This is a genomic window from Streptomyces sp. NPDC054840, assembly GCF_053611065.1.
Window position 1 is genome coordinate 1 of sequence record NZ_JBSGZP010001142.1, and the last position, 1,186, is coordinate 1,186.

Genomic DNA, 1,186 nt, shown 5'->3' on the forward strand with positions numbered 1-1,186 from the left:
TCCCAACTCCCGCGGACACTGAGCCGGTTGATCGTCGCGGTCTGGGCCGGGAGGGCTGCGGGCGCTCACGCCGCCCGCAGCTCTCCCCCTGAATACGTCCGCTCGCGCGTCTACAAGGTCAGGCGAGCGCCGCGGCCGCCGTGAGCATCCGCTCTCCGGCCCGGTCGTGCAGCGGCGCCGCGGGCTCCGGCGCCGGCTCGGACGTACGAGTGTCCGTCAGGAGCGCGATCAGGGAGGTACGGGCGCGGGCGACGCGGGAGCGGACCGTACCGATCGGGCAGCCGACGGCCGCGGCGGCCTCGGCGTAGGACAGGCCCAGCAACTGGGTCAGGACCAGCGCCTCCCGGCGCTCGGACGGGATCACGGCGAGCAGTTCCGCCAGGGCGATGCCGTCCTCGAAGCCCGGCACGCCGTACGGCTGGGTCTGCTCGGCTGCCGTCTGCCAGTCGCAGCGGTCCGAGAGTCTGGGCCGGGCGGCCGCGTGGCGCAGGCTGTCCACGACCGTGCGGCGGGCTATGGACAGCAGCCAGGTACGCGCGGAGGAACGGCCCTCGAACCGGTGCAGGCTCGCCAGCGCACGGAGGAAGACATCCTGGGTGAGGTCGTCGGCCGCCTGGGCGTCGGCGCTGAGGTAGGCCACGTAGCGCCAGACGTCGCCGTGGAGCGCGCGCACGAACCGGTCGGTCTTCACCGGATCGCCGTCGCGGGCGTCCAGCGCCAGCCGGGTCACCGCCGCGTCGGAGTCCGGGGTGCGCCGGGCCGGCCGGTCGCGGGCGGTACAGGGGGAGGTCGAGGGGGTCGTCAGGGCAGCAGTCATCGCCACAAGGTCCTTATGCGCAAGGGGGTCCGGTCCGCGAGCGGCGGAGCCGGTGAGGGGTGCGGCCTGCCGGAAGGCATGGCCGAGGCCCGAGGCGCGGTATGCGGGTGCGAAAGCGGTCGCGGTCGCGGCTCGGGGAACCAGCTGTCAGAGGACAGCGGTTCCCACCGGCGGACCCCGTGAGGTGATGGCGTGGACGAGGAAGAGCCGGCGCGGCGCGCGGTGCCGGCGTCGGCGGCGGATGCGTACGGGCGGCCGGTGCGCGGGCACCGCCGTACGGAGCAGCAGGCGCAGCGGAGTCCAAAGGCGCCCGGCGACGGCCCGCACCACGCGGAAGACGGCCCGCTCGCCGTGCGCGAGCCACAGCCC

Annotated in this window: 1 protein-coding gene and 1 pseudogene; both read right to left on the reverse strand. The window is 75.1% G+C overall.

Going from position 1 to position 1,186, the window contains the following annotated elements; all coding sequences use genetic code 11:
- Positions 1 to 118: 118 nt before the first annotated feature.
- Complete coding sequence (locus ACWGIU_RS38200) at positions 119 to 817, reverse strand: sigma-70 family RNA polymerase sigma factor (protein ID WP_453712738.1); 699 nt, start codon at positions 815 to 817, stop codon at positions 119 to 121.
- Between the two features lie 147 nt (positions 818 to 964).
- Positions 965 to 1,186 (reverse strand): annotated as a pseudogene (locus tag ACWGIU_RS38205) (hypothetical protein); the annotation flags it as partial.

Coding starts and splice junctions, on each gene's coding strand:
- ACWGIU_RS38200 (WP_453712738.1), bottom strand. CDS start 817: ATGACTGCTGCCCTGACGACCCCCTCGACCTCCCCCTGTACCGCCCGC.